Genomic DNA, 24972 nt, shown 5'->3' on the forward strand with positions numbered 1-24972 from the left:
GCGCTCGCTGTCGTGCCCCCCAGCCTGACGCATCAGGCGGCGCCACGTGAACAGCTGCGAGGCGCTCAGTCCATGTCGGCGTGCCACCGCGCTGATCGAGATGCCCGGCCCATCGCTCTCGGCGACGATGGCGGCCTTCTCCTCATTCGACCACGTCCGGCGCCGGCCGGCCCCGGTGAACAGCTCCAGGCGCCGGATCGGCTCCGACATAGCCATACGCCCTGACATCGACATGTGACGGAGCTCCCAATCCGCTCCGTATGTCGCCTTCACACCGCCTGCCGGAAGGTGCCGCCCAGACGACGCTTACTATCGGCTCGGCTCACACGCTGGTGAGATCGGACGCTCCCCCGCCCCGTGAGCAGATCGAGGCGGGGCCGAGCGGCGATCAGCAATCCAGTGGGGCGTTCACGTAAGCTCTGAGTTGCCGCTACTTTACTAACGTCGCCAGCCTTGTGCAGTTTGCCGACCTCGATTGCGCCGAGGACCATTCTGCACAAAATTCTCGACGGTGCGGAATTCTGAAGCTCTATCGCGCACCACCGCTGGAAAATCATAATACGTCACATCAAAATTTGATTCATGCCATTTGGTCTCCAAATAATCTCGGAATTCCTCCGATTTTCGAAGTCGGTCGGCTATCTCGAACGATGATGCGTTTGTAAAAATTACCCCCCGAGGCGAAGTGTCGAAAATTGGCGTATCGATAGACACCGCGTCCATAAAAGAGAATGAACCCGCCCAAAAACGTATGTGGTAAAGCCCGATTGAAGTTGCGCGAAAATAATATTGCAACGGATCAACATCTTCTGCGACAGGCAATTCGCGATAATGTGCGTGAGGGGTCTCAATCAACCTCTTCTTTGCAAGCCGACGGAGAGCATGCGCGATCTGATCGTCATTGAAACCAAGCCTAGTTAGTTCTTTTTGTATTGCGGCCCCGCCCACAAATCCGTCATTGTCTTTCACACCAAGAGGCGATGAAATGTAGGCAATCAAAAGACAACAGATAAAATGCTCGCGAGGATCAGCGGTGCTAATATCAAATATGTTGCAGCCAACTAACGAGGAAAGTGGGTTATAGTATGAGTACTCTCCCAACAGGGCATGTTTCGTAAATTCATGCAAAGGAACTTGATAATCGCCTTTCTCGCGCTCGATAGTTACGATGCGTTCACATTCAACATTCGGGCTACCGCAAAATCCACTAATTAACTCAATTACTAGTCGAGTATTTCCGCCGGTGATATTACTAAGAAAAGTTCTTATCTGCGCGTTGCTTCTCACTGAACGAAGAGTTGCCTGCAGGAAGTAAACTATGCTCTTTATATTTAGTTGAATTCCCTCTAGGGCGTGAGGCGCCGCCTCACCTTCGGCAACGCGGACAGCGAAGGCAATGCGCTTACGTAGCACCTCATCCGCCGGCGGCGGTGAGATAGTTAGAATGCGATTTTGATACCCTGAAAGCGCGCCGGTGAGCTTGGACTCAAAAAAGGTACTAGGTCGCAAGGCGATGAACACTAGGAACCTTCTAAGCGACGCCAATTCCTGTGCTATTAGAAATGCATCTTGCTGAACCTTAAATTCGCGCTGATCAGCATTGTCTATAACGAGAATTATTTGCTTGCCCATCGATGCTGAGAGATAGACGAGCGCACGTTTCATGTGTTCGTCTGAACGAGAAGTTCTCTCAGTCAAATATTCGATCCGCGATTTTTCATAAGCTATAGGGTCTATAGTTTTCAAACGCCCGTGAATGCCGCCCTCAAACGATTTCAGGTCATCTGAATATATAGCTTCAATCAAGGCTGCGCTGTTTATATCCACATTGTATCGACGGCGTAGCGCGTCAGGTATCGCTGACACCACGAACTCACCGACGCTTGCCGAAAGTGTCGCCTCAACACCAAGGTTGAGGTGTATATAGTAGGTTTTTGCTTTATCAGTTTGATCAAGTTGTTCGAATAAGTTTTCGAAGAATGACGTCTTTCCTACCCCGACGTCACCTATGACGACAACCGGTCTTGATCCAGCGATGAGCGTTGCATCGCCGTCCTCAACAAGGATTTTACCACCGCTCACATGTGTTTGAAGTGAGGCGGGCGCGCTCCCGCTCTCGCTATTTCTGCGATAGCGAGAGGATATAATCTTTTTGCTCAAAAGCAGATGTCGATTATTTGCCTCGAGCGGCACATAACAGTCTCGATAGAAAGCACTTTTGACGGCCGGATTGTCCTCAATATGCTCTAGAAGGACGGACGAGAGTGTCCGCAAATTTTCTTGGAAAGGACTTCTATACCTATATGCTTGCGGTTCTCCAATATTAGTCACTGCCTTGGGAGGTATCCGAGGAGTGCGATGCAGGGCCAGTTGTCTTAGCGCTCGATTTTCTTGCACCCCCTCCGGTGACAACAATTTCCAGAGCAGTGGGAAATCATCAACATACGACTTATATCCATTGAACAAATAGCACTCTCCGTCGAGGGGGGACATCCCTGGAATGTAATATTGAAATATTGCAAGCTGCGGTCCGTTGCAAACGATAGCAATTTGCGCGCCGTGGAGCGCGCAGTACTGAAGCACCTGCGTCACGGCGCTAGAAAAATTCGAGCAGGTGTTTACAAGATCCCTGATACTTCTTACTGTTTTTGTCTTACCAGAAGGCGGTATATCGAAGCGAATTGCATCTTTTTTTGCTTCAAGTATCGCTCTTGGCGGCTTGCCAAGTACGTAATCCGCTTTTCCACCCGCTTCATTACGCCGCTCCACTTCCATATAAGGGTGCTGCCACCCGAGGCAGTCTTCGAGCAGGCGATCCACAAACTGGAATCTATTTTGGGCTTCGTTCCAATGCGAGCTATCTTCAGGAAACTCCGCGAGGATCTGCTTCAGCGCTTCCCGGCCGACGGTCATGTCCACAGTGGCTTGCATCTGCTCTACAGCGCTCCCAAATACCCCGTTTTGGTAGTTGCGCCTCCGGGCGAAGAGGTATAACCCTTCTGTCGTTATCAGCGGGGACGCAATGCGTTGCCCGCTGCTCCGCAGACGCTTTGTTCTTAGAAGCCTAAGCTAGCAACCTGATGTAGCATCCTATCGACTTTTGCAACTTCATAGTGAGTTAGCATCGAAGCGCCCACCGAGGATAATGGTGGGCGCTTTTCGTTTTTGGTTTACCGCCAGTCGTTTAGTTAACCTTCATACAGCGCCTCGCCCGTTAGCTTAACGTGCCCCAAATCCCCTGCGCATTGAGTATGCCGACGCGCTGATGGTCAACGACAGCCCGGTGATCGGCGTCGAGCCTGACCGGATCGTGTTCGACCGGTTTTCCGGCTACCGGACGAAGCCTGGGCAGACCTGGGGGCCGCCGGTCTGGGAGTTCGCGGCGCGGGTCAGCCGAAGCGCCTGACGAGTCTCGGCTTTCCGAGCGTCATCCACACCGCTCCACCATGATCTCGCACACCGCGGCCGCCGCCGGTTGAAGGGCGTCCTCGCCTGAGGCTTGTTCCGTATTCGTTCGCGAGCGGAGGGCCACCAGAATGGGGCGCCTGGGGGATGCGGGGCCCGGTCGGGTTTATGTCGACTGCGCGACCTGCAAGCGCTCGGGTCGCCACACTGTCGCAAGCCTGATCGAGCGCTACGGGGCCGACATCTCGACGCTCGACCTGCTCCGGCACCTGACGGCCTCGTGCCGCTACCAGCGCGCGCCCGGGGCGCCGCCTGCGCGGAAGTACGAGCACCTCTGCCTCGCCGCGATCACGCTGCCGCCGGCAGCCAAGCAGATCCCGCCGGTGCCGCCGGGCGTGCCCTACACGGTCGAGATCTGGCGCGAGACCGGCGGCAACGTCGAGCTTCACCTCGCGACCATCTACCCGCTGTCGATGGCCAAGGCGGCGTTCGATGCTGCGTGCCTGGAGTGGCCGACGCACGAGGTCACCCTGAGAGATCGGGCGCGGATCATCGAGAGGCGAGAGCGGCCGCCGCGGAGCGCCATCGGACCCGCGTCCGGCGGATGACGCTGTAAGCCAGTCCCTCGGCCTCCAGTTGCTCCAGCGCGCGGGTCGCCTGCACGGCGCGCTCTCGGCCCGGAATGCCGGCGCGTTCGGCGATCTCGGTGGCTGTGGCCGGCTCAGAGGTGAGGGCAGCCAGGACGCGCGGCCGGATGTCTCGCCGCGGCCGGGCGCCTTGAGGCGATGGGACCTGCAGCATGCCGCCGAACTAACGCGAGTCGCCATCCTCGACCAGCCGGCGACTCGCGGCCAGGCGCCACAGCAAGGCATCCGAGAAGACGAGGTCGCTGATCTGCCACCGTTCGGGCTCGTCGCCGATCGGGTCCACCGCAACGCCAGCGGCCCGCAGCGCCGCGACGGCTTCGAGCACGGGATCGGCGTCATCAGTCATGGTCGCCGGGTAGCGCGAGCGGGAGACGAGGCCATCATACATTTGGTGGACGCGGTCGAGGCGTCGCCGCCCCTCTGCGTCGCCTACCCCTTCAACGGGTGCGCCAGCAGGATCGCGGTCCGGACCATACTGAGCCTGACGCCCCGTCCCTCGCCGTTCTCGTCGATGAAGATGACGCCGGCGGCTCTCGAGTTGGTGGACCCGGCAGGACTCGAACCTGCATCCAGACCGTAATGAGCAATCGGCGCTACCCATTGAGGTTCAGGCCCTGGCGTTCGCTTAGCCGTGTGCTTCGCGCGGTGTTACGGCTCAGACTATCCTCACCGAAGCAAAGCGCCATTTTTTGACCCTGGAACAGGTCACGATCGAGCGAGACTCGTTGCAGTTAGAAAACCTAGAAAAACCTGTCGTTATACTCAAAGTCGAGCTTTTACGAGCCATGATAATTCCCCGACAGGAAAACTCCCCTGAGCGTCATTATTGATCCCCGCTCCTTTAGCGCCAGGCTTGACCTTGTCGATGTCAAACCTTCTTAATGTCCAGCAAGCCTGGACTCCACACCCTCTTGCGACGACGTCCCCAGTCTGATTAGTAAAACTATCCTCGTCGACAGCAAATGCCCCGGGACTTCTAGATTTCCATCTATTGATCGGTCCTATCGTATCCAGTAATTCAACATCTACGTCAGCTTGCTCAGAAGACAGGGTTACTAACCAGCTGGACATTCGGATTCCTCCGGATACATAAAGACGTTGAGTTTGCGACCTAGGTGAAAGTACCTATTTCGTTGAGACAAAATAAGGCTCATCGATCCCTTGCTTGTCTCTAACGAGGAGCGTCAAGCCGCTGAGGTTTGCGCCGATGATTAGAAAATCTTTCTTTTCGCTGATCCACGTCGACGACGCGCGCAGCCCAGCATTCTTTGGTCTCTTCGTTTGCCCGCTTAGATAAGCAGTGCTTGACGTTATTTGTGCCTGCGGCTGAAGAGAGAACCCGAAGATTTTTTCATTCGCCGTCGGCCGGGTCCTATAAGCTCTTATGCTATCCACGATAGCAGTGTCGTAAGTTATATCGAGTTCCACCAGCGTATAACAACCTTGTGTCACAGTGCCTGGTGGGGCTGAGCAACCTTGCTCGTAGACCCCAAGAACTTGCACCCGACTGATTGGCTGCAGATTTGGCCATTCAACGACTGGCATTTTAATAGATGTTGTGGAGTTGCAGATCCTCTTCTCTCTGCAGTTTTCTGCTCGCGTCAATATGTCTTCAACGATATGAGTGTAGACATCCTGGTTCTTGGAGATTTTATCTCTCTGCGTCTGAGAAACTCTTTCGGCGTATTCGGGTCGACTTGCCAGCTCTTGCGTTCTTTGCAGCCGCTCTCGAACTTTTTGCGCATCTTGGTACAACGTGTATAAGCTCGCCATGATTTCATATTGTCGCGTTAAATCGAGCTGGCTTCCCTCCCATCCGTAAGCATTCCATCTTGCCGTCGAGTACGATAGTGGGGCTGCCTTTTCGAAGGTCAGGCCTGCAATATAAGTGCGGACTGCATTAGTCACTGCTTGGATATCTGAATAATCAGTTGCCAGATCTGCTAGTACGCTAATGCCGTCTCCGCCTATCACGAAAACCGAAACTTTAATGGTACTTACCTGGGAAGCCTGGGAAACGAACTTATGGTACGAGGCTTGAGCACCAGCGTCCCAAACTCCGGTACTTCCTCCTTGAAAACTAGCAGCCGCGGTAAGGTTTTCCTTCTCACTCTGGCTTAAGTTGGTCACTGAGAATACGGCAGCAACCTTCGCGATGCGACGTTCCTGCGTCGCTACTTCTTTCCCGCACGCGTCTGCAAACTGCTTCCATTTCTTGCCGGCTATCATCGACTCGGCAAAGGGCTCAAATTTTTCCTCCGTTACTTCTGCTCTGCCGTAGTCGTTAGTCGCGACGACGGCCCAGGTAAGGCTGTCGTTGTCGAAGCTGTATTCTGAGTCGTAGCTAAAACTTCCGCCTCCACCGAAGAGACCATAATGCCCAGACAAAGAAGCAGAAATATTCACGATCGAGAGAAATTGAGCCCTAGACTTGACTACTGTCGCTTGAAAGCTTGCGGACACAGTTCCGCGCTCTATTCGATTTTCGATAAATTTAAGACATCTTCGGAACGTATCGAGTGGCCTGCTTGGGTCAAAGCCTCCTCCAAGGCGCAACACACTCTGTGGATGGTAATCGTACTGCGCAGAATGCGCTGTCTTTGCATTGAATGCTATCAGACTGAAAATGAGAATTGCCAATCTGAGTCGCATCTGCCCCTCCCAGTTAACGAAAACTGGACTCGTCGGACTCGGTCCGTAAAGGGCTTTGCATAAGCAGCACTGCCGATGGCAGTTAATCGTTGCATTTCAGCAACGCTTCGCTGAGCCTGCTAGTCCAAAGCTTTTAGACGGGTCTTTCGTGGGGAGGGCAAAGCTGACCTTAATCCGGCTGCTTGGCAGCCTTTGATCCCTGCACGTATCCGCGTTCTGCGAGCCACTCGGTCGTGGCGTGGCGAATTGCTTCGGGGCGCGAAGGCCTAGGATCGGGCTGATCCGCGATCCAAGCATCCAGCGGGTCAAGGACCGGCGGGAGTAATCTAACGCCGATCAGCTGCCCTTTGCCCGTCGTGACGGGTCGGCCTCGCCTTTTTGTGTTATCCCGAATTGACGACGTCATGACATGATGATAACACAAATTCGGCTCGGCCGGAAGGTGAGATTTCCGGGCCGAGCCTGACCACGCACGTCCTCTGGAGACGATCATGGCTACCCGTCATTCTACAGCACCGGCACGCGCCGGTGAACGCTCTCGCTCGCCCACATCGCTGTATGCGCGCCCCGTACCGGCCCTGGAGCCGGATGAGGCAGCGCCCGGCACAGTCGCGCCTTGGCAGGCCGTTGCGGCCGTCCGGCCCGATACCGCGCACGTCCGCGCGCCGCGCTTCCTCGACCTAGCCGGCGAACTCGCCACTGCCGCCCTCATCATCGCCGGAGGCGTGCTCGCCTACGGCTACCTGCCGATCGCGTGAGGGAGGCCGTCATGAGGAAGCCGAACACCACGAAGGCTGCCCCGGAGGCCGCCGACCTCCGCCAGCGCGCCGCTCGGGCCCGTGACGCCGCCGGCCGCTTCGACAGGCGCACAGGGCCGGTCCAGGCGGCCGAGGTCGCGAACGATCCCGCCCTGGCCGTTACGACCGTGTTCCGGGCGAGCTGGGACGGTCTCAATCATGCTCTGGAAGCCGAGGGCCCCGGCGAACTCGTCGCCGACCTGGAGGGTGCTCTGGGCGCTGCCTACGACCGCTTGCGGGCAGTGCGGCCGACCACGCCCGCGGGGTTCCGTGCCTTGGCCGAGTGCTGGGCCATCGTCTTGAAGGGACATCGTGGGGGCGAGCCGGGCGAGATGGCCAGCGACCACGCCGCGGACTCCCTCATTGCCGGAGCCGGCGCCTGCGTGCCCGCCCAAGTCGTCGACTGGTACGCCCCTCCACCCGGCTTCATGGCCTCGCCCGCGATCGAGCCGTTCAACTTCGCCCGGATTCCCGACGGCATCGCGATAGAGCTGGAGCGCCTGCGCGGCATCGCCATGGCCGAGTTCAACCGGCGCGTCGGGCCCGAGACCTCCGCCGGCGACATCGCGCGCATCAGCCTTGAGCTGCGGCTCGACGTGCTGGCGAACGCTGCGCATCTCGACGACAGCATCCCGGGCCAGCTCGACGTGGCCAGCGCCAGCCTGCTCGAATTGCAGGCGATCCGGGAGAAGATGGCTCTCCTATCGGATGTGGCCTACGGCATGGCCGCACAGGATTGCTGCAAGCTCGATCGCGGCGATCCTGCTGCCAGCCGCTACAATGCGGCCGGCGCGCTGATGCACTGGCTCGCCGACGAGTTCACGACGGTTGAGGATCGGGCCGGAGCCGAGCTGCAGCGCCGTCGGCCCACTGAGTTCTGGGACCGCAGGACGCGCCTCGCGGCCGTGGCAGAGCGCGTCATCCTGAACGGTGACGATGCTGAGACCGCCACCCTCATCCAGGACCTCATGGCCTTCGCGGCCGAGCAAGCTGAGCACTGACATGGCCAACGTCATTCCCTTCCGGCCCCGACGGAAAGCCGTCGCCGCGCCCGACACCCGTGTTCGCATCGAGGGCGCGCTGGCTCTGGCTCTCGACGCGGTCGACCACCTCGTGGCAGCCCTGGACGAGATAGACGGGGATCCGGATCTCGAGGACGGCGGCGACGCGGAGCCGAGCCTGGGCGCGCCCGAGGGGCAGGCCTCGCAGGTGGTGTGGCTGCGGGGTGGAGATCGTGACCTTGAGGGGGTGTGAATCGACCTCGAAGGGACTCACCCCTAAAGCCAGTGATATCAGTGGCTTAGGGTGCGAATCGTGCTTGGAAGGACTCGCCCCTTTTCAGGCATCCACGCCCGCTTTCCGAGGGATTGAGGGCCACCAGGTGCGGGCGTGGAGATCGGCGGGTGGGCCGACGCGCAAAGCTATAGGTTATCGACTTGGCTGTCGCGATTATTCGTCTGTCACCTAACGAACGCAGTTTTGCGCTGGCCGCGGTGGGCTTCCACGCCCGCTCATCGGCCGATCGGGGGCATGCCTAGAGCAGGCGTGGAAGATCAGCATGAAGCCGACGCGGGCGGCTATGACCGAGGCCGCAGCAGTGCACAAGTTAATTGTGCGTCATCTTGCGGCCGAGATTACTCATCCACGCCCGCCCTCGACAGCTTGAGGGGCACATCTGCGGGCGAGCGTGGAGGTCGACCGAAGCCGACCGCACACCGGTACGAGGCTTCCAGGCCACGGCTCTAACATGGATGAGTTTTTCGACGACCGTCCCCGGCATCCACGCCCGCCCCTACCCCTGGGGACGAGCTTGAGACGAGCGTGGACGGCCAGCCGAAGCCGGCGCTGCGATCCTCAGGCTGTCGGAAGCTGGCAGCGAGTCAGCCAATGGGCTGATCCTCACGAACGCCGCTCGCGCATCCGGTGCGGGCAGCAATGCAAAAGCATCCACGCCCGCCCACGACGATCGGGGGTTGAGAAGGGCGGGCGGGCGCGGAGGTCGATCTTGGGTCGACCAGTAGACGATACCGCAGCTCGACCAACCCGTCTGAAACCCGAGCGACAGATCTTGAGGAACGTCGCTCGCGCATTCGGTGCGGGCGGCTGGATCTCGCGGCGAGAGCTCACGACGTGGGCTCTCCCGTCGAACCCTAATAGGTTGTGCAGGGGGAAACGGCGGCAGCTCTCCGAGTTTCGGGCGGCGCCGGACACGGAGGCCCAATCGGACCCGGCTTTGCGATTTTCATAGCCTTTCACGATCCTCGGATCAGAGGATCGGAGAGCACAATGTCGGACGACTTCCACGACGGGAACGACGCGCGGCGGTACCGCGCCAGACTGCGGCGCCAGCGCCGGTACCAGGCCGACTATCGGTCGAAGCTGAAGCAGGTCCGGGCGCCGCAGAAGGCCGACATCGCGGCGGCCTGCTTCGAGGAGCTGCTGGTCATCCTCGGGAAGGACTCCAAGGCCGTTGCCGGCTTCGTCAACGCCGTCCTGCGGCGCTTGTCGGAGCGGTTCGACAAGCAGGAGGTGGCCGATCGGTTCTCCCTGCTGGTCGCCCGGGCCGCCCGGGAGAACTTGGCGCACAGCCAACGTGAATAGACCCACAGCATCTTAGAATTCTGGTTTGCTTTTTACGCGCGCACGTGGCATTTAGAGTGCCGTCAGGGACACGGGATCGGGCAGATGGACCCCTCACAGATCGAAGCTTGGGCCTTCAGCCGTTCGGACGCGGCCGAGCTGACTGGTGTCAGCAGCGCCCAGATCGGCAACTTCGTCAGCAAGTACGATCTCTTCCCGGGACGGCCCAAGGGTCAGGGCTTCCACATCAGCTTTCGCCTCCGTGAGCTGATGAAGCTCGCGGCCGCCCAGGCCATGGTCGACCTAAGTCTGCGGCCGGAACAGGCAGCGGCTGCCCTGCGCGGCATTCAGGGGCCCTACGGAGCGATGCTGCACGACGGCTGGAGCCCGCTGGGTCACGGACCGGGAACGATCCCGTTCACTCGCGATGCCGATGGGCGATGGATCGCTGGGGACAGCCCCGAAAACGTCGCAAGCATCCACATCCGCGCTTGGCCGATCTTCGACGATCTCTGGCCGCGGATCCGAGCCAAGATCCTCGAGGAGGGCAAGGCCGAGCCCGCGCCATACCCCGGCGACGTCGAGGCGGGCATCGCCGCCTTCGAGGCCGAGATCGCGAAGATCCGGGCGCAGCGCTGGGGCAAGGAGGCCTGAGACAGTGTCCCGGCGCGACCTTCAGGATCAGGATCTACCGCCGGGCCCTGGCGCCGTTGGGATGCGCCGCTCGCGCCACAGCGCGCTCCCGCCGACGCTGTCTCCCCGCCTCGTCAGTCGCGAAGCGGCAGCGGCCTACGTCTGTATCTCCCCCACCAAGTTCGACGAGATGGTCCGGGACGGTCGGATGCCGCGAGCGCGGCGGATCGATGCCCGCAAGGTGTGGTGTGTCCGCGAGCTGGACGGTGCCGCAGACAACCTCCCCATCGACGGCCAGGATGCCGCCCAGGATTCAACCTGGGAGGATATCGATGCCCCGTAAGCTGCCGCCCTACGTCGAATGCTGGCGCGACCGGCATGGCAAGGTCCGCGTCTACTTCCGGAAGGACAAGGGCCCTCGCCTGCCCCTCCCCGGCCCCGTCGGCTCGGAAGCGTTCCTGACGGCCTACCAGGAGGCGTTGGCCGGACGGACGCCGAAGGCGCCTCTGAAGCGCTCCGCGGCCGAGCCCGGCACGATCGAGGCGCTGGTCCAATCCTACTACAAGAGCGGCGAGTACGCTGCCCTGCGTGAGACGACAAAGGTCGGTTACCGGCGCCGGATGGAGGCGATCCGGGTCCAGAACGGGCACCGCTCGGTCGCAGGCCTGAATCACGGCCGTATCGTGAAAGCGTTCCTGGACCCGCTGGCTGGCAAGCCCGGCGCGGCGCTCGACACGCTCAAGAAGCTCCGGATCCTGATCCGGCGCGCGATCGTCCTGGGCTGGCTCACCGCCGATCCGTCCGTCGCGATCCGGCGACCGAAGATCGGCGAGGTGCGCTCCTGGACCGACGACGAGATCGCCCAGTTCGAGGCGCACTGGCCTGTCGGCAGCAAGAGGCGGCTGGCCTTCGCCCTGCACCTCTACACGGGCCAGCGCCGGTCGGACGTGCATCGAATGACCTGGGCGGACGTGAAGGGCGATCGCATCCGGGTCGTGCAGCAGAAGACCGGGGCCAAGATCGACGTGCCGCTGCACGCGGATCTCCGCGCTATCCTGGCCGAGACGCCGCGGCAGCACGCGACGATCCTCAACACCGAGTACGGGCGCCCGTTCACGGTGGACGGCTTCTCCGGGTTCATGCGCGACGCCATCACGGCCGCCGGCCTGCCGCTCGACGCGCAGCCGCATGGCCTTCGCAAGGCCGCCGGGCGACGCCTCGCCGAGGCCGGCTGCACCGCCCACGAGATCATGGCCGTGCTCGGCCACAACACCCTCGCCGAGGCCGAACGGTACACGCGCGAAGCGAACCGGGCGGGCCTGTCGACAGGCGCGATCACGAAGCTGGAGGGCTGGAACAGGAACAAGAACGCCCAAACCACCCCGTAGGCGTTTGGGGAAAATCACCGAAACAGGAGTTGTTCGAATGACTTACAGCACCGGCTGGCGCTCCCAAGGGGATGGGAACCCAATGCTCGCCCTTGGGGATAACTAGTTGATTCAGTTCCGAATTTTGTGCCCTTGCGAGTGCCCTCGCGGTAAACCTCGCAAAGTGCCATCGCGAGGGGCCGATGACCGGTCGTACCGACCACCTATTCCGCCGACCGCGCAGTCCGTTCTGGCACGCCCGCTTCCATTTCCCGCGCTCAGTCCAGGCCGAGTTCGGCAAGCGGATGGAGGATGTGAATCTGAAGACTACCGACCGGCGCGAGGCTGAGATTCGCTGCGCCGATCTGCTGCATCGCCACCGTCGCCGGGTGCAGGCGGCCGTGAACAAGCACCGCGGCGACCACATCCGGGTCGAGACGGGCCATAAGATGACGCTGGGCGTCCACGTCCTCGACGATGGGCGAGAGATTGTCGCGACTGCCGACACACTGTTCATTCGCCTGCCGGACGGCACGCGGACCCAGGAGCCGAACGCGACGACCTTCGAACCCTACTACGTATTCGACCCAGACCAGCCGTTCGACACAGTATGGCGTGGCGACCGGCCGAAGGCGGTCCGGCTGAAGAAGGTCCCAGACACCAGCGGCGACATCGTCCACCTCGAACGGTGGATGACCCACAAGAACATCACCGGCTATCTAGAGCGGGAGGCCCGCGCGGTCTGGGATCTGTTCCGGCGGCTCACCGAGAACAAGGCGCTGACCGACTGCGACCGCGATGATGGCCGCCTACTCGCCCGCCACCTGCTCGACGGCGGCAACAAGACCGCGACCGTGACCAAGAAGGTCGGCCACCTGTGCGCGGCCGTGAACCTCGCGATGGCCGAGGGCAAGCTCAAGTTCAACCCCTTCTCAGACGTGGTGCCCAAGATGAACGACTCCGAGCGGCGCGAGCCCCTGACCGACGAGGAAATGGCCAAGATTCAAGCCGGCAAGGATGTGTTCGAGCGGGAAGAGTGGCTTCTGTTTATGCTGTGCGCCACCACCGGCATGCGCCGGGGAGAGGCGTACGAGATCAACGCGGAGAAGGTAGAGGCCGGCATTCGCTACGTGGTCGTCGGGACGAAAAACCAGCAATCTCTCCGTCGCGTACCGTTGCCGAAGGCCGTGATGCCCCTCCTCCCCGCGACGATCCGCGGCCCGCTGTTCGCCAAGGACCTGAAGAACCTGGGCCGCCAGACGCTGCGCCGGATGCGGGCGCTCGGTGTGGACAAGGACATCCACGGGCTGCGCCACCGGGCGAAGGACCGGCTCCGGGCCGCGGGTGTGCCGCTCGATCTCCAGTATGAGATTCTGGGACACGAAGAGAAAACCATCGCGTCGAGCTACGGTCGCGGCTCGCCCCTGCCGACACTGCGGCATAATATCGAGAAGATCGGATTCTAGGTAAGATCGATCGTCATTTTCAACGTACTCGGCGCGCCCGAGCCCAAGCCCGGGTTTGCATCGTCAGCCCCGGCCATGAGGATCCCGAACGCCGCCAGGCTGGGTGACTTCATCGTCTGCGATGTCAGGCGCTTATGCACCAGGTCGAGATTATTGCCGATACCGGTAGGGCTCGAGCCTACGACCTGCCGCTTAGAAGGCAACGGAGATTTGAACCAAAACAGGCAGCATTCCGACAGGTTCGCGATTTGCCCCCACAATGAAAAAGCTAGCTAATTTCGCGTTGTCGGAACGGGCATAATTCGTCGGACGAGCCGTTCGAGATCTAATCGTAGAGCATCCAGTCGCTCCGCACCGAGGTGGCCACCAGGCTGCGTCGCGAATCAGTGTATCCCGCTCCTCCGATTCTTCTATTGCGTCAAGCCGTCAACATGTCCTAGCGAAAATAAGCTCATTTTTTCATCGCCTAACGGGACCGGCCCGCATGGCTGTGAGGCCGGCAAGAGGTCAACGGGCGCAAGCACCCCTGTTTGAAATGGAGGAGCGCGCGTTTGTCCTCGATCCCTGGCGTGCCGATGCACAGGACCGCGCGGGATTCATGCTAGTGCTGCGCCTGTCTCATCAGACGTTCCAAGTTATTGCCAAAGCCTTCACCGTTGAAGACTAAGCTTGTGACAGACCAACGCTCGCCACCATCATCACCGTAGAAATTGTGCGCAGGCCGCTGATCAAGTCGGCTATGTTGAGTACCGAAGCCGCAGCATGATCGAATGGTAAAACGCCTGGACCACCGGGGATTGCGGCCTCTGGCGATCCAAAGGCACGCCTCGAATCGGCCACAGCTTTCCAGGCCGCGGCCTTCATGCTCCTCGTCAAATGTCTTGTACGATCAGTCAGATTTCTCGGATGGACTCTCAAACTGAGACCATTCGCCTACCGAGTTCTCTCAATAATGCTATTTCCAGCACTCCGATCCAATGTGGCAGTACATATTCCCAATCAACTCCTTTGTGTCAGTTGTATGTAGCTCCCCTGCTTCGTTGAAGTTCAAAATAGTTCCGCGCATGTTGATCTCATGACGCATTGGGTCGCCTCCACCGCTCGTTGTCGCCTCTCCCCGGTTTTTGCCACGTATTTGACCGGCGGTTGTCCAGGATCCATCAAGATTGTGGGATACGGTATAACATGTATTACCCGCCATGCCTCCAATGTCGTGATTGAGTTTGACGCTGAAGTAGGCTGACTTTTTTGAACCGATGTATTTTTTATTTAAAAAATCGAGCCACGAATGATTAATGTTGGCCCATGGACAATCATTGTCTCCAGGAAAGACATATGCATTCGCTTCCTGGGTAAGCACAATGCTAAAAAGCGCCGCCAATATAACGGAATAATTCTTCTTCATAGGTATGCCTTTATGTGATGGACTCATCTGAGTCCGCCTATTTCGACGCCGCCACGCTTCGGTTCCAAGTTTTTCCTTTGTGTAGGAGCGTCAAATGAAACTACCGGTCGAGAAGCAGCGGAACTTGATATGGTAGTTGAAGGCCGATTGCTATCCGATGCGGATGGGCTTTGCGGTTGATTGCCGGCATTTTGACCAGGACTGTCTGGTCGAGGGCCAAAGATAACGTCTCGAGCACTAGGTAATTTGGGTACGTATCTTCCCTCATCTCGACTTCGCTCATTAGCGCGGTTTATTTCATTGACTGCTCGTTGCTGGCCACTGCTGTGGGTCGCAGCTCTTTCTTGCCTAATTCTTTGAATCCGATCGGACTCAATCTTTTCCTTCGCCCTCTCATCGCGTAATGCTAGGCCTTCAGTCCGAAACTTATTGTACTGCTCGCCCGACAAACTCCCTCCACGTATTTCGAATTGGCCATTTTCAGATGAGGCAGTCACGTATATCCCAATGATATGCATTCCCTTTCGGACTGCATCTAATCTATCGACCGTTCCTGGAGCGTCCTCTACGGCAAAAGACTCTCGCATTGCGTCCGAGTAACCCTTGCCTTTTGCCAGATACTGATAATCTTTTAGATATACAGCATTGGAATCATTCGTCTCAGCGCGAACATAAAAAACGTGCACGTCTCTCGCCTCCGGTTTAATGCCATTGTCGTTGAGATATGATAGTATAGTATTTTTGATCTGAGCTTCGCGAACAAAATTGGCGACCATATTGATGTTCTCAAAGACATTTTCTATTTTGTCGGCAATGCCATCTGCCCGACCCGAAAGGTCAACCCTAGGAGGGGCGTTTGAAGGTGCTCCAGGAATTTTACTCTGCGCAAAAACAACTCCTGGACATAAGACTAAAATGCCGCTGAATATGTATGAAAAGCCTGATTTACTTAGGTGGCGGATACTTAAGGGGCATGGAGTCGGAGTCCGATTCATGTCCGATTGCCTCTCTACATAACTTTTATTGAAAATACGGGCGATACTCGGAACCTGATTTTAAGCTCGATGAGTAGAATGCTTATTGGTTTTGGTCAAGCTGATTGGAAATTCTGACACAGGCATTCGAGGTAAAATTAAATTTATCCAGGCAGGGTTACACGGTGCGGAGTGTCAGCATGAGCGTCGGCATAGGTGCGATCCTACGAGAGGACGTCTTCATCTGCGGCCACGATGCTGGCCATTCATGAAGGCTAGTGCAGTGACGCAGACGAAGGATTCACGGGCGGGCTGAGGTGTGCGAGTCTGGGCGATGGCTCAGACTGTCTGCGTGCTTCCCGATGCAGCCGACGTGACCCGGCTCGATGCGATCACGCAGGATCGATCGCGTCCACTCAAACACATCCAGCGTGCCCGCATCGTCCTGCTCTCAGCCGAGCGTCTAAGCGTCCAAGATGTGGCCCGGCGGGCGGGTGTCAGCCGCCCGGCCGTGTGGCGCTGGCAGCGGCGCTACGCCGAGGCGGGCGTCGAAGGTCTGCGGCGCGACAAGACGCGTCCGCCCGGGACACCACCCCATTCGACCGAGACGGTGGCCGAGGTGCTGGCGCTGACCTGCTCGGAGCCGCCGGACGAGGTCACCCACTGGACCGGCCGGGCCGTGGCCCGCATGGTCGGGATCTCGTTGCGCGCCGTGCAGCGCAGCTGGGACGCGCACCGCCTCCAACCGCATCGACTGCGCACGTTCAAGCGCTCGCGCGACCCGGCCTTCGCCGCCAAGGTCGAGGACGTGGTCGGCCTCTACCTGGATCCACCTGCCCACGCGGTGGTGCTGTCCATCGACGAGAAGAGCCAGATCCAGGCCCCGGAGCGGACCCGACCGGCCGCTCACCCCCGGCTATCCTGCCGCCCAGACCCATGACTATACCCGTCACGGCACCACGACGCTGTTCGCCGCCCTCGACGTCCTGGCGGGTACCGTGCTCGGCCGCTGCATGCAGCGCCACCGGAACGGTGAGTTCATCCGCTTGCCGGGACGCCGTCGAGGCCGCCGTCCCGCCCGGCAAGGCGATCCGCGCGATCCTCGACAACGTCGCCACCCACAAACATCCGAAGGTGCGCGCCTGGCTCGCCCGGCACCCGCGCTGGACGTTCCACTTCACCCCGACCTCGGCCTCATGGCTCAACGCGGTCGAGGGCTTCTGCTCAGCGCTCACCCGTCGTCGACTGCGGCGAGGCTCCTTCACCGGCGTCGTCGATCTGCAGGCGGCGATCAAACGCTACATCGCCGAACACAACCGGTGCGCCGGGCCTTTCGTCTGGACCAAGCCCGCCACTGACATCATCGCCGCCGTCAGCCAATCCCCTGAACCATCCGTTCAAGTCAGTGCACTAGTCAGTTGCTGATGGATGGCACGGGGAAGGCGGCCAACAGCTCTCGCGACCGCTCGTCCAACCGGGCAGAGAGCTCAGCAGTGCGCCTATCGGTTTCGGCGCGCTTGCGTTCGAAGTCTAGTGTGCGGCGGAGCGACATCTCCATCTCATTCGCCAGCGCTAATTTGGCCGCGAGGTGGGCCATCCGCATCTCGTTTGTGATGCGCGTGTAGTCTTTGCCAGTTTTGGGATTCTTGAACTCAGGTATGTCTGGCTTGTAGCGGGCCATCGCTGTCCTCACGTTGAGTGTCCCTATTTATTGCGTCATATTCTGCGGAACGCAAGCTTGTTTCGATGAGATGTGGATAGTCTGTAATGTACATCAACGACGGAAGATGACAAGTCGCACCCAATTTCCCGCCGAGTAACTTGCTGAGATGTTTATGTGCGGCACCTAAGCGTTGCAATCGCAATGGAATTGGTGCGCATGTCGCGGAAGGGCCGGTTTCCCCCAGTGGCTAGAATAAAACTGGATGCGATGTGTTGTTTTAGCTGTCGGAATAGGGCTGCGGTCCTGCCAGAAATCGCGTTTGCGGCCATGGCAAGTAGTGCTTGCCAAGGTTGGGGCAGCTGGTAGACGAAGAAGGAATACCGCGATTTTGAGAAATTAGCGGGTCTCACCGTCCGGGGGCGAATCTTTCGTCGGGGGAAGCCTAATGACGTCGATCCGCTACATCCGTGAGGGGTTTATCGTTCTGAATAAGTGTTTTCTTGTCCGCACGGCTCGGTTTAACAAACCCGGCTAAAAGCGCGATTTCACTCGCCTAACGAACATATGGCCTTGTGAAACACCAGCTTCGAGCATGTTTGGTGCCTTGCCCTTAGAACACCCGCTCTTGCCATCGATGAGGAACCCTTCGGCTCAGAGTAGTGGCCGTCTGCTCATGAGATTGCGGCCTCTGCGCCCATCAACGAGGCGTTTCGCAGAGTGGGAATTTCGGGATCGAGAGCCATCAACGCTGAAGTGAGGTCCCCAAATCTCTATGGTTTGCTGCTTCCAACCACTCAAACAGCTTAGTCCAGCGGCGCTTCATGTTTCCACCGCGCACAGCAACTCCGACCGCCTTCTTCTGTGCGATAAGCACCACGAGCTTCTTGCCGCGCGTCACGCCCGTGTAGAGAAGGTTGCGCGCCAGCATCGTCCAGTGCTGCATCGCGACCGGAATGACCACGACCGGGTACTCTGAGCCCTGGCTCTTGTGGATCGTCGTGGCGAACGCCGGCACCAGCGTGTCGAGTTCGCCGAACGGGTAGATCACCTCCCGGCCGTCGAAAGTGACGATCACCGCGCCTTCCTCGTCGTCGATGCGCGTGACCATCCCTAGGTCGCCGTTGAACACCTCGCGGTCGTAGTCGTTCTGCGTCTCCATCACCCGGTCGCCCGGCGCGAAACGCCACCCGAAGCGCTCGATCTGCTGCGGCGGGTTTGGATTCAGCACGCGTTGGAGTTCGTGGTTCAGGTTCCGCGCCCCCAGAACTCCGCGGTTCATCGGTGTGAGCACCTGTATGTCGCGGACTGGGTCGAAGCCGAAGCGGCGCGGAACGCGCTTGGTGACCACCTCGATCAGCTTATCGAGGCCTTCCACTGGCTCGGCGATGTCCACGATGTAGAAGTCCGCCTGTTCATCCGGGGCCGGCGGCTCAGGCACCTTGCCGGAGTTGATCCGGTGCGCATTGACGATAATGCGGCTCTCGGCGGCCTGCCGAAACACCTCCGTCAGCCGCGCCACCGGTACGCGTTCGGAGGCGATCACGTCTGCCAGGACCTGCCCCGGTCCGACCGATGGTAGCTGGTCCACGTCACCGACCAGCAGCAGCCCCGCGTGGGCCGGCACCGCCTTGGTCAAGGCGTTCATCAGCGGCACGTCGATCATCGAGCACTCGTCCAGCACGAGCAGGTCGCAGGCCAGCGGGCTTTCCTCGTTGCGGGAGAAACCACCGTGCTTCGGGTCAATCTCCAGAAGGCGGTGGATCGTTTTGGCTTCCAGGCCGGTCTGCTCGTTCATGCGTTTGGCAGCCCGGCCGGTCGGTGCGGCGAGCAACACCCGCACGCCCTTCGCGATCAGGATGCGCAACAACGAATCGAGCGTGCTCGTCTTGCCAACGCCAGGGCCACCCGTGATCACGCAGAGCTTGGAGCCGAGCATCAGCCGCACGGCCTCGACCTGCGAGGGAGACAACGTCTTGCCGGTCTTCTGCTCTACCCAGGGACAAGCTTTGTCGAGGTCGATCTCCGGCCAGGGAGGCGAACCCGCCGCTCGCTCGATCAGCCGCTCGGCGATGGCGCGCTCGGCCGCGTGCAGACCGCGCAGGAACACGCAGGCTTCCCCACCCACAGTGTCGGCGATCACTTCCTCGCCTCGCTCGATCTCCTCCGTCACAGCACGTCGGACGAGGTCAGCATCAACCTCCAGCAGCTTCTGAGCGAGCACAGCGAGGCGTTCCGCCGGGAGGCCGCAATGCCCCTCGTCCATGGCCGTCTGAAGCGCGAAGGAAACACCGGCTCGAAGACGCTGGGGCGCTTCCTTCGCCAGCCCAAGTTTCATCGCGATGGCGTCAGCCGTGCGGAAGCCGATGCCGCGGATGTCGCGCGCGAGCCGATATGGGTCCTCCGTCATGACCTTGATGGCGTCGTGCTGGTAGGTCTTGAAGATGCGAACCGCCCGCGCTGTCCCGACGCCATTGGCGTGTAGGAAGATCATGATTTCACGGACGGCCTTCTGCTCAGCCCAGCCGGAGACGATGCGCTCGGCGCGCTTCGGGCCGATGCCGCCGACCTCCTTCAGCCGCTCAGGTTCCGCCTCGATGATCTCGAAGGTCGCCTCGCCGAACAGGGCTACGATACGCTTGGCCATGGCCGGACCGATGCCGCGCATGTAGCCAGAGGCGAGGTACTTCTCGATGCCCGCAGCACCCGTAGGTGGCGTAGCCTTCAGCGTGTCGGCCTTGAACTGGAGACCGTGCTGGCGATCCGAAAACCAGATGCCCGTCGCGGTGATCCACTCGCCCGCACCGATGGCAGGTGCGTGACCGATCACCGGTACGAGATCGCGCTTGCCGCGGACCTGCACCTTGAGCACGCAAAAGCCGCTCTCGGCGTTGTGAAACGTGACGCGCTCGACCGTGCCGGCGAGAGCCTCGACCGGAGTACCGCTCTCAAGCTGCCGAGGCCGCACCACGTGGTTCATCCATTGCCTCTTTGATCAGGCATAGGACGGCTGAGGGATGTTGGCGACAGCCGCAGTCCGCTCCTGCACGGCATTATAGTTCGTATTTTGTTCTCGCGCCAGCCGCGCTGAGCCTAACAGCGGGGCCGAGCGAAACGGGTGGGCGGCGGCTCCTGCTGGATGATCGGGCTTGAAGCCCTCGATCAGAAGCGCATCCGGAAGACGAACGCTTCATCGGCATCGGCGAAGCGGTAGACGAAGCCGGTTAGACAACCATGGGCGTCGCGGATCGGCTCGATCTCGTGCTCACCCACACAGTGCTCGATTATCCAGAGGCGGCGTTCCGCGCGATCCTGGTAGAATTGCTCCTGACCCAGCGCATCCTCGCAGAGGCTGTCCTGCCTCACACAATACGGAGTGGCGGTGCGTCGAGTTTCGTCCACGAAGCCATGCTTCACTCCGGGCGGCAGCTTCTGATTGAGCTTGGACATGTCGAGCGGTGACCTCATGCGCTTATTTAGCAGCCGCTCGCCCGAAGCCGTGTCCTCCTGAGCAGAGCCGTGTAGCGTTGGCACTCCGCTCAACCCGTTCGGCGAGATCCGCTTCGTCATGCCGCCTTTCGCCGCTGCTCCTCCAGCCTGGACGCTGCTGTCGCCGGATAGCCTGAACCGATTGTTGCCGGTGGAGCCAAATTCGCTGCCGGAAGCGGTCCGTATCGCTGTGGACCAAGAAGCTGGGACACCCGAGCTTAGGTCAGCGCCGCTCCTTGCAACCTTGCGTCTTCTGATTGAGCAGGCCGCAGCCGGAGACGGGCTGAAGCTGACCGCAACCGGCAACCTCTCCCGTGCCGACGTGCGGGTGCTGTTCGACGCGCTATCCTGGCCGGACTACGACAAGGCCAATATCCTGGCGCTGAACAAGGTTCTGAACGAGGCGGATGTCGGACCAGTCGAGATCACACGGCGCGTCGCTCAGGAGGCTAAGCTCCTGGGCCGCCGGCAGGGCCGAATCAGGGCTACCAAGCTTGGAGCGACCCTGGCGCAATCGTCGAACGCTCTCGCCCTATTCCGGCTCCTGTTCACGGTCCTGTTCTGGCGGGTGAACCTGGGCTACTTCGACCGAGTGCCCGTGGAAGGCTGGCCGCAGGATCACATCGGCCTCGTCCTATGGTGCCTGTCAGCGTCGGCGGATCGATGGAGCCGGGCGGTTGATCTCGTCGAGGTCAGCACCGTTCGGGACCCCCGTTTCGGGGCGTACGAATTCGACTTCCGTGGGTTCGCGATGGAGAGCCGGGTGCTCCGCCCGCTGACATGGCTCGGGCTGATGGAAAGCCGGGCCGACGCCGCACACGATAGTCTCGGCATGGTCACGCCCCGGCTGTACCGGAAGACGCCGCTTTTCGACCGGCTGCTGACGTTCGATGTCGATCTGAGAGACGTGCCGGCGGGACGGCACTGAAAACCTGAGCACTATCAGCTTGGCCGTGACGATGTCCGAGTTGGGTGGAAACCGGACCAAGGCTTTTTGTCCAGAAGCGGACGTTCTGCCTCCGACCCAACCTATCCACGCTCCCATCTTCAGGCCTCTGAAGCAGGCCTGCTCTGAACAAGCTTTACCGGGGCCGTGGCGGCATCACGGCTCAGACGACAGCTGTTCCAGGATCCACGCCTGCGCCTCGTCCAGATCGGCAAACAGTGGCGGGAAAAGGGGATCGACCGGACCGAACCCAGCCTCCAGAAACCACTTGCCCGCTGTGTCGTCATGCTGCTCGGAGAGACGGACCAGAACCGCGACGAGATAGCCGTCCGCGAAGACGAGCTGGCTCTCAGTGTCGTCACTGTTCGTGGCGACCTGCACGGGCTGCAGGCGCAGGCTCATGCGGCGGCTTGATCTCCCAGGTGCAGGTAGTCGGGCCGGAACTCCGCTAGTGCTTGCAGGCGCGGCAAGTCGAGGATCCTCAAGCGCCCTCTCCTGAGCTCAATCAAGCCCTTCTGCCTGAGTTCCCGGAGCGTGCGGTTCACATGCACGGACGGGAGGCCGGTGGTGTCGGCCAAGTCCAATTGCGTGACCGGCAGCTCGTAGGTGTCCTCCGAGGCGCACCCGACCACCTCCAGGCGCACGAGCAACTCGCAGAACAGGTGCGCCAGCCGCTCCGGGGCTGAGCGGCGGCCGACATTCACCAGCCACTCGCGCAAAGTCCCCTCGTCCACGAGTTGGGCCTTGCGCAGCGCCCGTGCGATATGCGGATGGTTCGTGAGAAGGTCGGCCATCGTCTCGGGCGCGAGGCGCGCCACGCGGCAGTTGGAGAGCGTGCTGATGGTGTGATCCATCCGGCTCAGCAGGACGACGTCGAGGTCGCACAGGTCGCCCGGTACGAGGTAGGCCATGATCTGACGCGCGCCGTTCGCCCGCAGCTTATGGCGGCAGGCCATGCCTGCCATCACCAAGAACACGCCTTCAGGCTTGTCGCCCTCCCGCACGAGGTCGGTACCGGACGCCACGAGGCGCGTCTCTGCGCTGATCCGCGCCAGGATGGCTCGGTCCATATCCGACAGGGTCGTGAAGCCCTCCAGCTTACGGATTAGGGGATTGGCCGTGGTATCGAGCTTAGGAGGGCGTACCGCGGCCGCCTGTGCGGCTGACGCCACGAGTTCGTTCACGCTGATTACCACGTCTGTGGATAAGGCCGACTTGCTGAGCCAAGCTGTGCCCTGGAAGTCGCTGGCCAGTCGCTCGTCCTGCTGCGAGCCCGAGTGGACGAGGAATGGCACGTCGAGGCGGCGCAGGGTGTGGGCCAGCTCCGTGCAGTGGCCATCCTTCAGGATCACGTCGATGACGGCTATAGTCGGCTTCTCCTGCACGAGCAGGCGCAGCGCTTCAGCGGCCGTGTTCACGGGTCCGAGCACGCGGTAGCCGGCCCGCTCCAGGGCATCGCTCAAGTCCATGCCGATGACGGCATCGCTCTCCGCGAGCAGGACCACAGGCTGTCGATCTATCCGCGGCATGCAGGGCTCCAGCAAGCTGGGCCGTTTCACCTATCCAATCGTGCATGGCTCAGCAACAAGAGCCATAAACACGGCTTAGAACGCTTTTGAAGATGCTGCTGACCTTCAGTGTGGTACCCCACCATCCAAAGTGTCAGATACCCCACCAACTGTACTCCGGTATTGCAATCACCGACGGCACGCCCTTATTGAGATCGTCGCCTGCCGGTTGATCCGGGCGCAGGCGCTTGTGAGACAGCGTGCGCTCTCGCCCCAGCAGGGAGCAGAGCCGTGTCTCCGCCTCAGCAATCCAGCGTCCGCAACCGCCTGCTGAAGGTGATGTCGCCCGACGACTTCGCGCTGCTCCAGCCCCACCTGGAGCCGATCACGACCGCCCTGCGCCAGTCGCTGATCGCGGCCAACACCCCGGTCAAGCAGCTGTTCTTCCCCGAGGTCGGCTTCAGCTCGATCACAACCCAAGGCTCGGATGGCCGGGTTGAGACTGGCCTTATCGGTCGCGAAGGGCTTGTGGGTGCTTGGCCTATCCTGCTGGGCTCCGACCGCACGCCGCACGACCACTTCGTCCAGAGCGCGGGCGAGATGCTGAGCATCACCACGGAGGCGCTGTGTACCGCTATCAGCCGGAGCGCGAGCCTGCACAAGCTGCTCCTGCGCTTCATCCAGGTGCAGATCACGCAGACGTCTCAGACCGCCTACGTGAACGCGAGCCAGACCATCGATGTGCGCCTCGCGCGCTGGTTGCTGATGTGCCACGACCGCGTCGACGGAGATGATCTCCAGATCACCCACGAGTTCCTGTCGCTGATGCTGGGTACGCAGCGCTCCAGCACGACCCTGGCAGTTCAGGCGCTGAAGGCTACCGGCTGATCAAGGCGCGGCGCGGGAAGATCACGATCCTCGACCGCAAAATGATGGCGCAGGTGGCCGATGACGGTTACGGCCTACCGGAGGCCGAATACGCCCGCCTGATTGAGGGCGCGTGATGCCGCGCTTCTTCTTCAACGTCCGGCATCGTCCCGGACCCGAGGGTCTCGCCGTTGACCCGGAAGGCGAGGAGCTGACGGACGTGAACGCCGCACGGGTGCGTGCCCTGTCCCAAGCGCGTGTGATGATCGCACGGGAGCGTCTCACGTTCATCCGTGACTGGATGGCTTGCTCGTTCGAGATCATGGACGAAGCGGGCCAGCACGTGCTCATGGTGCCGTTCAGCGACACCGTACGCGAGAGCGACTCGGACTGAGCGCGATCTGCGCTGTTCCTGCGGGATTTGCGAACAGCAGCTTTGCGGCTCTACTGCCGGAAAGCTAACCGTTTTGAAATCAGACGACCCGGTTCTACGACCGTGTTTCATCCAATGCCGGAAGGCGGACCTTCCGAACTTCTGCAACGGGTGGCGAACGGACCTTGGTCACCGATCCGGAA

General features: G+C 60.5%; 23 protein-coding genes and 2 pseudogenes. 14 read left to right on the forward strand and 11 right to left on the reverse strand.

The genetic code is table 11. The features are described 5' to 3' along the window. Together BLW78_RS21175 and BLW78_RS21180 are read right to left on the reverse strand one after the other, a co-directional pair. The coding region (locus tag BLW78_RS21175; RefSeq protein ID WP_244527002.1) for a transposase at positions 1-216 on the reverse strand (216 nt) is incomplete at its 3' end. Positions 217-438: 222 nt separating this feature from the next. Beyond that, positions 439-2931 (reverse strand): hypothetical protein, encoded by a 2493-nt coding sequence (locus tag BLW78_RS21180; protein WP_210186894.1) that lies wholly within the window; start codon positions 2929-2931, stop codon positions 439-441. Between the two features lie 334 nt (positions 2932-3265). On the opposite strand from BLW78_RS21180, the gene BLW78_RS31470 reads away from it, so the two are divergent. Both BLW78_RS31470 and BLW78_RS21185 read left to right on the forward strand, forming a co-directional pair. Further along, positions 3266-3406 carry a hypothetical protein gene (locus BLW78_RS31470; protein ID WP_170855211.1) on the forward strand — a complete coding sequence of 47 codons (141 nt, stop codon included), beginning with the start codon at positions 3266-3268 and terminating at the stop codon, positions 3404-3406. 130 nt (positions 3407-3536) lie between these two features. Continuing rightward, positions 3537-4013, forward strand: coding sequence for a hypothetical protein (locus BLW78_RS21185; protein ID WP_091681907.1), 477 nt, complete (start codon positions 3537-3539; stop codon positions 4011-4013). 202 nt (positions 4014-4215) lie between these two features. Here the strand turns inward: BLW78_RS21185 and BLW78_RS21190 are convergent, their stop codons facing one another. Next, positions 4216-4440, reverse strand: a complete 225-nt coding sequence (locus BLW78_RS21190) for a hypothetical protein (protein ID WP_244527003.1) — start codon at positions 4438-4440, stop codon at positions 4216-4218. A 737-nt stretch (positions 4441-5177) separates the two neighbouring features. After that, positions 5178-6704: a hypothetical protein gene (locus tag BLW78_RS30960; RefSeq protein WP_139307706.1), complete on the reverse strand. Its 1527-nt coding sequence runs from the start codon at positions 6702-6704 to the stop codon at positions 5178-5180. Between the two features lie 491 nt (positions 6705-7195). Here BLW78_RS30960 and BLW78_RS21205 point away from each other — a divergent pair, with 491 nt between their 5' ends. The 8 genes from BLW78_RS21205 (at position 7196) to BLW78_RS21240 (ending at position 13547) form a co-directional block, all read left to right on the forward strand. Then, complete coding sequence (locus tag BLW78_RS21205) at positions 7196-7462, forward strand: hypothetical protein (protein WP_091681912.1); 267 nt, start codon at positions 7196-7198, stop codon at positions 7460-7462. A gap of 11 nt (positions 7463-7473) precedes the next feature. Further along, complete coding sequence (locus BLW78_RS21210; protein ID WP_139307708.1) at positions 7474-8502, forward strand: hypothetical protein; 1029 nt, start codon at positions 7474-7476, stop codon at positions 8500-8502. Position 8503: 1 nt separating this feature from the next. Beyond that, the gene (locus BLW78_RS21215; RefSeq protein WP_091681916.1) at positions 8504-8755 is read left to right on the forward strand and encodes a hypothetical protein; all 252 of its coding nucleotides are present in this window, start codon (positions 8504-8506) and stop codon (positions 8753-8755) included. Between the two features lie 1032 nt (positions 8756-9787). Next, the gene (locus BLW78_RS21220) at positions 9788-10102 is read left to right on the forward strand and encodes a hypothetical protein (RefSeq protein ID WP_091681918.1); all 315 of its coding nucleotides are present in this window, start codon (positions 9788-9790) and stop codon (positions 10100-10102) included. A gap of 84 nt (positions 10103-10186) precedes the next feature. Further along, positions 10187-10735, forward strand: a complete 549-nt coding sequence (locus BLW78_RS21225; RefSeq protein ID WP_091681920.1) for a hypothetical protein — start codon at positions 10187-10189, stop codon at positions 10733-10735. 61 nt (positions 10736-10796) lie between these two features. Continuing rightward, positions 10797-11057, forward strand: a complete 261-nt coding sequence (locus BLW78_RS21230) for a hypothetical protein (RefSeq protein WP_091681921.1) — start codon at positions 10797-10799, stop codon at positions 11055-11057. Beyond that, a complete protein-coding gene (locus BLW78_RS21235) occupies positions 11047-12102 on the forward strand; it encodes a tyrosine-type recombinase/integrase (RefSeq protein ID WP_091681923.1) in 1056 nt (351 codons plus the stop codon). Before BLW78_RS21230 ends, BLW78_RS21235 begins: the two co-directional genes overlap by 11 nt. Positions 12103-12284: 182 nt before the next feature. Then, the gene (locus BLW78_RS21240) at positions 12285-13547 is read left to right on the forward strand and encodes a tyrosine-type recombinase/integrase (protein WP_091681925.1); all 1263 of its coding nucleotides are present in this window, start codon (positions 12285-12287) and stop codon (positions 13545-13547) included. Positions 13548-14502: 955 nt separating this feature from the next. On the opposite strand, the gene BLW78_RS30965 is transcribed toward BLW78_RS21240, so the two are convergent. Together BLW78_RS30965 and BLW78_RS30970 are read right to left on the reverse strand one after the other, a co-directional pair. After that, complete coding sequence (locus BLW78_RS30965; RefSeq protein ID WP_139307709.1) at positions 14503-14952, reverse strand: hypothetical protein; 450 nt, start codon at positions 14950-14952, stop codon at positions 14503-14505. A 23-nt stretch (positions 14953-14975) separates the two neighbouring features. Continuing rightward, positions 14976-15947, reverse strand: coding sequence for a hypothetical protein (locus tag BLW78_RS30970; RefSeq protein ID WP_139307710.1), 972 nt, complete (start codon positions 15945-15947; stop codon positions 14976-14978). Between the two features lie 313 nt (positions 15948-16260). On the opposite strand from BLW78_RS30970, the pseudogene BLW78_RS21245 reads away from it, so the two are divergent. Next, positions 16261-17351, forward strand: a pseudogene (locus BLW78_RS21245) (IS630 family transposase). Here BLW78_RS21245 and BLW78_RS21250 read toward each other — a convergent pair. From BLW78_RS21250 to BLW78_RS30975, 3 genes are all read right to left on the reverse strand, one after another. Continuing rightward, on the reverse strand, positions 17341-17607 hold the full coding sequence (locus BLW78_RS21250; RefSeq protein WP_139307711.1) for a hypothetical protein: 267 nt from the start codon (positions 17605-17607) through the stop codon (positions 17341-17343). The pseudogene BLW78_RS21245 and the gene BLW78_RS21250 overlap by 11 nt on opposite strands. A gap of 724 nt (positions 17608-18331) precedes the next feature. Next, a complete protein-coding gene (locus BLW78_RS21255) occupies positions 18332-20566 on the reverse strand; it encodes an SF1B family DNA helicase RecD2 (RefSeq protein ID WP_091681928.1) in 2235 nt (744 codons plus the stop codon). Positions 20567-20748: 182 nt separating this feature from the next. Further along, positions 20749-21156, reverse strand: a complete 408-nt coding sequence (locus BLW78_RS30975) for a hypothetical protein (RefSeq protein ID WP_139307712.1) — start codon at positions 21154-21156, stop codon at positions 20749-20751. On the opposite strand from BLW78_RS30975, the gene BLW78_RS21265 reads away from it, so the two are divergent. Then, positions 21155-22003 (forward strand): hypothetical protein, encoded by an 849-nt coding sequence (locus tag BLW78_RS21265; protein ID WP_139307713.1) that lies wholly within the window; start codon positions 21155-21157, stop codon positions 22001-22003. The two genes, BLW78_RS30975 and BLW78_RS21265, sit on opposite strands and share 2 nt — an antisense overlap. A 174-nt stretch (positions 22004-22177) precedes the next feature. On the opposite strand, the gene BLW78_RS21270 is transcribed toward BLW78_RS21265, so the two are convergent. Continuing rightward, positions 22178-22423, reverse strand: coding sequence for a hypothetical protein (locus BLW78_RS21270; protein ID WP_091681933.1), 246 nt, complete (start codon positions 22421-22423; stop codon positions 22178-22180). Next, complete coding sequence (locus tag BLW78_RS21275; protein ID WP_244527004.1) at positions 22420-23526, reverse strand: helix-turn-helix domain-containing protein; 1107 nt, start codon at positions 23524-23526, stop codon at positions 22420-22422. The genes BLW78_RS21270 and BLW78_RS21275 overlap by 4 nt, the downstream gene beginning before the upstream one ends. 294 nt (positions 23527-23820) lie before the next feature. On the opposite strand from BLW78_RS21275, the pseudogene BLW78_RS21280 reads away from it, so the two are divergent. Continuing rightward, positions 23821-24533: pseudogene (locus tag BLW78_RS21280) on the forward strand (Crp/Fnr family transcriptional regulator). Next, positions 24533-24790, forward strand: coding sequence for a DUF6894 family protein (locus BLW78_RS21285; protein WP_091681936.1), 258 nt, complete (start codon positions 24533-24535; stop codon positions 24788-24790). Before BLW78_RS21280 ends, BLW78_RS21285 begins: the two are co-directional and overlap by 1 nt. The last annotated feature ends 182 nt before the right edge of the window (positions 24791-24972 follow it).

The organism is Methylobacterium sp. 275MFSha3.1 (assembly GCF_900108435.1).
In the GTDB taxonomy this organism is placed as follows: domain Bacteria; phylum Pseudomonadota; class Alphaproteobacteria; order Rhizobiales; family Beijerinckiaceae; genus Methylobacterium.